Source organism: Cellulophaga baltica (assembly GCF_900102165.1).
GTDB classification, from domain to species: domain Bacteria; phylum Bacteroidota; class Bacteroidia; order Flavobacteriales; family Flavobacteriaceae; genus Cellulophaga; species Cellulophaga baltica.
The window spans coordinates 55,466-61,465 of sequence record NZ_FNBD01000016.1 but is presented as its reverse complement, the minus strand read 5'-3'; the positions used below and the strand labels follow the sequence as shown (position 1 = coordinate 61,465).

Here is a 6,000-nt window from a genome sequence, read left to right as displayed (position 1 = left end):
TGTCGGAAGGCTTTAGAACTTTTTTAACAATACGTCTTTAAGCATCTTATTATCAAGACTCACATCAGCATACATCTGTTTAAGTTTATTGTTCTCTTCTTCAAGTTCTTTTAAACGTTTAAGCTGCTGTTGTTCCATACCGCCGTACTTCTTTCTCCAATAGTAGAAGGTGCTTTTGTCAATTCCTAATTCTCTAGATAAATCACCTACGGATCTTCCTTGTTCATTTTCCTTAAGAGCTTTAATAATCTGGCTCTCGCTAAATTTGCTGTTTTTCATTGTGACAGTTTGAATTTAAAGTTAGTAAATTCGAATTATAAACTGTCCTATTTTTAGGGAAGCCTACACAAGTAGCTTTCATAAGACTATAATTTAGAAAAAAAACAAGAATATAGATCCATTAGTAAGAAAAGAAATCAATCAAATTTAGTGTATTAATTAGCTTTCTAAACCAATTTCACTACCTTTTTGAAGCATGAATTGATAAGCTGCATCATATTCATTTGGAATTTCGCCTTCAAGAATTGCTTCCTTAATTGCCTCTTTTATAATTCCAATTTCTTTAGATGGTTTTAAGTTAAACGTCTCCATTATTTCTTCGCCACTAATTGGTGGCTGAAAATTACGTACATGATCACGTTCTTCTACTTCAACAATTTTTTGTCTTACAAGTTTGAAGTTATTTTGGTAGCGTTTTTGCTTTTTAGGATTTTTGGTAGTGATATCTGCTTCACATAGGGTCATTAAATCCTCAATATTCTCTCCAGCATCAAAAATTAATCTACGTACAGCAGAGTCTGTTGCAAAATCTTCCGATAAGATAATAGGTCTAGAACTCAATAAGACCATTTTTTGAACAAATTTCATTTTATCATTCAAAGGCATGCGTAACCTTTTAAATAACTTATAGACCATCTTGGAGCCTATGAATTCATGGCTATGGAAGGTCCAACCTATTTTTTTATCAAAACGTTTTGTAGGAGCTTTTCCAATATCATGGAGTAGGGCAGCCCAACGTAGCCATACGTTATCTGTGTTTTTGGCAATGTTATCAACCACTTCTAAAGTATGCCAAAAATTATCTTTATGGCGTTGTCCTTCTATCTCTTCAATACCTTGTAAGGCAGTAAGTTCTGGAAGTATATAACCTAGTAATTCTGTTTTATGTAATAATGAAAAGCCTAAAGACGGAGTTTTACTCGCTAGAATTTTATGCAGCTCATCTACAATCCGTTCTTTTGAAATAATTTTTATACGGTCTTTGTGTTCTGTGATTGCATTTAGGGATGCTTCTTCGATTTTAAAATCTAGTTGCGTAGCAAAACGGATGGCGCGCATCATTCTTAATGGATCATCAGAATAGGTAATGCCTGGAGCTAGGGGTGTTCTTATTATTTTATCTGATAAGTCTTGAATACCCTTAAAAGGATCTAGAAGCGTAGCGTAATTTTCTTCATTCAAAGAAATCGCCAAAGCATTGATAGTGAAATCTCTTCTTTTTTGATCGTCTTCTAGAGTACCGTCTTCTACGACCGGTTTTCTACTATCCTCATGGTAGCTTTCCTTACGTGCCCCAACAAATTCTAATTCAAGATCGCCATGTTTAATCATGGCCGTACCAAAATTTTTGAAAACAGAAACTTCTGGTTTTCCTTTTAGCTTACTAGCTACTTTTTTAGCAAGTGCTATACCACTGCCAATGGCAACGATATCAATATCTTTAGCCGTACCTCTTTCTAGAAGGTAGTCACGTACAAAACCTCCAATAACATAACAGTCTAGGTTTAGCTCTTTTGCTGCATTAGAAATTACTTTAAATACTGGATTAGTTAGGGCCTGCTCGTGATTTGTCTGCGTCATGCTATTCTCGGATAATTTTTACAACTCCATCATTTCCGAGTTTAATAATAGAGGAAGGTGTTTCTGAATTTTTATCTTGGTGCAAATTTACCACATAGTCTACACCTTTTAAAATTGCACCGCTAATTTCTTTAAAAGTTTGCGGTGTTGGTTCTCCTGCAATATTTGCCGAGGTAGAAACAATGGGTTTTTTAAATTTGTTAATCAGGTATTGGCAAAACTTATCTGAAGCGATACGAATAGCTAAGGTGTTATCTTCTGCAACTAAGTTTTTAGCAACCCCTTTAGGAGCGTCATACACAATGGTAGTAGGTTTTGTAGCTAAATCTATGATGTCATAAGCTACCTCTGGTACTGCGCTTACATGCTTTTCTAACATAAAATCATTAGCGACTAAACAAATCATTGTTTTAGTGTTCGCCCGCTTTTTTAGCGCATATATTTTAGCAACGGCTTCCTCATTAGTAGCATCACAACCAATACCCCATACTGTATCTGTAGGGTACAGAATTAGCCCACCTTTAGAAAGAATTTCGATACATTTATTTATTTCTTCCTGCATGATAAAATTTTTAGGGCTCAAAAATAACCTTTTAATAACGATTAAAATAAATCTTTTTCCAGATGTTTTAGTGCAAATGAGATAATAATAGGGCTCTAAAAGCTGTTATAGCAATGTTTTTTTGATGTAATTTGTAGTAGAAATGCAATTACAGCTATTTTAAAAGTGTACTATGAAGGAGAAATTGTCTGTTTTTATTATTACGTACAATGAGGAGCGAATTATAGATAAATGTCTGAATAAGCTTTCTTGGGCCGATGAAATTATTGTGGTAGACTCAGGAAGCACAGATGCCACTATAGAAATCTGTAAAAAATATCAGGTAAAATTATTTCATAAAGATTTTGAAGGTTTTGGCACCCAAAAGCAATTTGCTTTGGAGCAAACGACCCATAATTGGGTGCTTAGCATAGATGCTGATGAAATTTTAACGGACGAATTAATAGCCGAAATACAAGATGTGCTTGCTTCTGGCACCGCTAACAATGGATATTATTTAAAAAGGAAGCACGTTTTTTTAGGTAAAGTTTTTGAATACGGTCCTGAGAGTAAGGAGTATATCTTGCGTTTCTTTAAAAAGAATATGGGTAATTTTGACGGTAAAAAAGTACATGAAAATGTTGTTTTAGAAGGACCGTCAGATAAGTTGAAAAATGATTTTCTCCATTTTACAACCCGTTCATTAGACAATTATATAGAAAAGCTGTCGAATTACGCTTCTATCTTCTCAGAAGGAAAATACCTTAAAAATAAGCAGTATGGAATAGGGTATATTTTTATAAAAGTAAAATTTGAATTTTTTAAAAAATACTTCCTAGAGCTTAATTTCTTAAATGGTCAAGAAGGATTCTATTGGTCTTATTTAGCAGCGTATTATATGGGGATTAAATATATGAAAACCAATGAACAATATAAGCAGGTAAAGAAACAGTTGATGTTTTAAGGCTGATTCTCTTTGCGTAATCTTTTGAGTTCACTATACCTATTATAGATTCCCAAGCCCATTAAGTAGCTTAAGACAAGTCCCTTTTTTCCGTCTAAAAAGCCTAAGCCAATTACATAGTGTTTAAAAAAACGAAACGCTGGTTTTACAATAAAGTGAAATGCCGTAGGTTTTTTGTTTTTAGCCAATAATTCGTTGGCTTGCATGCTGGTATATTTTAATCGCTTGTTTTTAAACTCCTCGAAGTTGTTATAGGAATAATGGATAAGCTTATTTTTTAACACCTTAGATTCTCCGTCTACCAACAGTGTTTCGTGTACCGTTTTTGTAGTATCAAATTTCACTTTAGATTTCTGAAACAACCTGTAATTTTTATCAGATTGCGTTCCAGTAAAACGTATCCGTTGTTTTTCGAACATAAATATTCTCAAAAAATAATAAGCAGCTGCTTTCTTTTGATCAGAATTTACAGTTTTTAGCACTTCATTTTTCAAGGCATCTGTTAGCCGCTCATCAGCATCAATAAATAAAACCCAATTGTGCGTAGCTTGTGCTAAGGCATACGCTTTCTGATCTGTAAAATCTTTAAAAGGTCTTTGAATTAAATGAATGTTGTTAAAAGCCTTTAGCTTTTCAATGGTTGTATCCGTACTAAAAGAATCTACAACAATGATCTCGTCTGCAAATTGTAAGTTCTCTAAAACACCGTTGATATGTTCTTCTTCATTATAGGTAATGACAAGCGCCGAAATTTTATTTTTTTTAGGCCCTGTAAATATGTCTTTCGTTGGTGTTCCAAAGATTTTATGTATTTTCTTCTTTCTTAAAAACGATAACTTCCTTTCGTTTGGCACACCATTCTTTGCAATATACTCTTGGGTAGTTTGCACCATTCGCGCTGCAGATTTTCCATCTTTATACGGGTGGTACTGTTCATTCAACGTTTTTCTTTGAGGAGCATACGTATCATGCTCTAGCGTAGCTTTAACCTTGCCAACTAACCCTTCATAAGATTTAATATCTAGCCACTGTATATTTTTAGAGATATTTTTAAAAGTAATTACTGGTTTATCTAACAATAAAAACTCATAAATAACAGAAGAAGTATCACTGATCATTAGATCTGCCAGCAATAGCGATTCGGTAATATTCTTGTCTTCTTTAAAAAGAATATTAGGGATTTCTTCGGATAGTTTTTTATACGCTGCTATCCATTTTTGATCCATTAAATCATGAAATTTAAGCAGCAGGAGATAGCCTGTACTTAGGGCTAATTCTCTAATTTGATCTAGTAAATAAGGTGCAGAAGTTAGGCTAGGAGAGAAGGTAGGGGCATACAAAATAATTTTATCTGTTTGATAGTCCTTTAAAAGTGCCTCTTTTTCTTTCTGATATTCTTGAACAGCTGTATGGTAAATATCTAATTTAGGCCATCCCGTTTCTACAACGTCAAAATCTTGATGTTGCGCTTTAAATCTATTAAACTTTTCTGTAAAATAGGGTCCTTGTGTAAGGTACAAATCAAAATAATGGCGGATTCTAAAGTGCCCTTTTTTTTCACCTGCCAAGCCATGAAATATTTGCACTTTTACGCCTCGTAGATAATACGGGACTTCATTACCAGGAGCAAATATAGCATCACTTTCAAACAATTGAAGGTCTAAAATACTCGTCGTAAAATTTTCTTTTTTGAAAGGGAATGTATCTAATAACTTCGGTGCTATAAACCAGATATACTCATGATTTTCCTTTTGCAATACATCTCTAATGGGAGCTAAAATCCCAAAAGCATAGGCATTCTGACAAAAAAGAATAGTGTTCATTATTCTAGTAGCTTATTGGCGTTATCTAAATCTTCTTGAAAATCTACTTCCATACAATTGAATTGTGAAATATCAACAGCACATACTTCTAGACCATCTTTTTCAATGGCAATTTCAATGCCGCGTTCAAAATAGTCATTGGCATCGCATTCTTCTAGTCTAGCAATAAAGCTATTAATATCTTTGGAAGCAATATAATTAATACCAACCGCTTCTCCTAGTCCGCCTTTTACCGTTTTTGATAGTTCTTTAATAAATCCATTTTCCAGGGTGTATTTAACTTCTTCATCGGCCACTTTACTGGTGTTTACAGCAACAAAAGACTGTTTCTTTTTGATAAATGGATTTAAGACGTCAAATAGTTTTTCATCGAAAACAACATCGCCGTTCATCCAAAGAACAGATTTATCCTTAAATTTTCTTAAAGCTCTTAATAAGCTTTTAGAGGTATTTGTAGTATCAAAAAGAGGATTGTAGATATAGCTTACCTCAGGAAAACGTTCCATGATTAAGTCTTTTTTAAAACCTACTACTACATTTATGTCTTCTACAGAATAGTAAGAATTTATATTATCTACCTGCATTTGCATGATACTTTTTCCATTCACCAAAGGCGTTAAAGGTTTAGGAAATGGATTTCCCAATCTTGACCCCATTCCGGCAGCTAGTATCACTATTTTCATAATCAAAGTATATTTTAAACTTGTAAAATAGTTACAAGAACAATCGTTTTTATAGGTTGGCAAACCTAAAAAAAAATGGCCTGTATAAATAATATTTTAAGGTATTTATGTGAAAACGATTTCAAAAAA

Annotated in this window: 6 protein-coding genes; 1 reads left to right on the top strand and 5 read right to left on the bottom strand. The window is 33.4% G+C overall.

Features of this window, described 5'->3' with window-relative positions; translation table 11 throughout:
* Positions 1-12 precede the first annotated feature (12 nt).
* From BLQ19_RS19090 to BLQ19_RS19080, 3 genes are all read right to left on the bottom strand, one after another.
* On the bottom strand, positions 13-279 hold the full coding sequence (locus tag BLQ19_RS19090) for a transposase (RefSeq protein WP_038507923.1): 267 nt from the start codon (positions 277-279) through the stop codon (positions 13-15).
* Positions 280-438: 159 nt separating this feature from the next.
* Positions 439-1,860, bottom strand: a complete 1,422-nt coding sequence (locus BLQ19_RS19085) for a CCA tRNA nucleotidyltransferase (RefSeq protein WP_074539391.1) — start codon at positions 1,858-1,860, stop codon at positions 439-441.
* Between the two features lies 1 nt (position 1,861).
* On the bottom strand, positions 1,862-2,422 hold the full coding sequence (locus tag BLQ19_RS19080) for an L-threonylcarbamoyladenylate synthase (protein WP_074539390.1): 561 nt from the start codon (positions 2,420-2,422) through the stop codon (positions 1,862-1,864).
* A 172-nt stretch (positions 2,423-2,594) separates the two neighbouring features.
* On the opposite strand from BLQ19_RS19080, the gene BLQ19_RS19075 reads away from it, so the two are divergent.
* A complete protein-coding gene (locus tag BLQ19_RS19075; protein ID WP_074539389.1) occupies positions 2,595-3,365 on the top strand; it encodes a glycosyltransferase family 2 protein in 771 nt (256 codons plus the stop codon).
* Here the strand turns inward: BLQ19_RS19075 and BLQ19_RS19070 are convergent.
* On the bottom strand, positions 3,362-5,188 hold the full coding sequence (locus BLQ19_RS19070) for a CDP-glycerol glycerophosphotransferase family protein (protein ID WP_074539388.1): 1,827 nt from the start codon (positions 5,186-5,188) through the stop codon (positions 3,362-3,364). The two genes, BLQ19_RS19075 and BLQ19_RS19070, sit on opposite strands and share 4 nt — an antisense overlap.
* Positions 5,188-5,871 carry a phosphocholine cytidylyltransferase family protein gene (locus BLQ19_RS19065; protein WP_173399761.1) on the bottom strand — a complete coding sequence of 228 codons (684 nt, stop codon included), beginning with the start codon at positions 5,869-5,871 and terminating at the stop codon, positions 5,188-5,190. Before BLQ19_RS19065 ends, BLQ19_RS19070 begins: the two co-directional genes overlap by 1 nt.
* Between the last annotated feature and the right edge of the window lie 129 nt (positions 5,872-6,000).